The following is a 691-nucleotide window of genomic DNA, read 5'->3' as shown; positions in this document are numbered from 1 at the left end:
CCGCGCTGAAGTTCTGGCTCGACCTGGGCATCGACGGGTTCCGGCTGGACGCGGTGCCGTACCTGTACCAGGAGGAGGGCACCAACTGCGAGAACCTCCCGGCCACGCACGACTTCCTGAAGCGGGTGCGCAAGGAGATCGACGCGCAGTACCCGGACACGGTGCTGCTGGCGGAGGCCAACCAGTGGCCCGAGGACGTCGTCGACTACTTCGGCGACTACACCAACGGTGGCGACGAGTGCCACATGGCGTTCCACTTCCCGGTCATGCCGCGCATCTTCATGGCCGTGCGCCGCGAGTCCCGCTACCCCGTCTCCGAGATCCTGGCCAAGACCCCGGCCATTCCCTCGAACTGCCAGTGGGGCATCTTCCTGCGCAACCATGACGAGCTCACGCTGGAGATGGTCACCGACGAAGAGCGCGACTACATGTGGGCCGAGTACGCCAAGGACCCCCGCATGCGCGCCAACATCGGCATCCGCAGGCGGCTGGCCCCGCTGCTGGACAACGACCGCAACCAGATCGAGCTGTTCACGGCCCTGCTGCTGTCGTTGCCGGGCTCGCCGATCCTGTACTACGGCGACGAGATCGGCATGGGCGACAACATCTGGCTCGGCGACCGGGACGCGGTGCGCACGCCGATGCAGTGGACCCCGGACCGCAACGCCGGGTTCTCCTCCTGCGACCCGGG

The 691-nt window shown here is 67.3% G+C and carries 1 protein-coding gene; it reads left to right on the top strand.

Annotation, left to right across the window (positions count from 1 at the left end; translation table 11 throughout):
* Window positions 1–691 (top strand): alpha-amylase family glycosyl hydrolase (locus QNO09_RS39620; RefSeq protein WP_283975069.1); only part of this gene is annotated, 691 nt, incomplete at both ends.

This window comes from Streptomyces sp. 378, from assembly GCF_030124145.1.
Lineage (GTDB): Bacteria > Actinomycetota > Actinomycetes > Streptomycetales > Streptomycetaceae > Streptomyces.
Note: the sequence above shows the minus strand (reverse complement) of the source record. Positions and strands in the feature narration are given on the sequence as shown.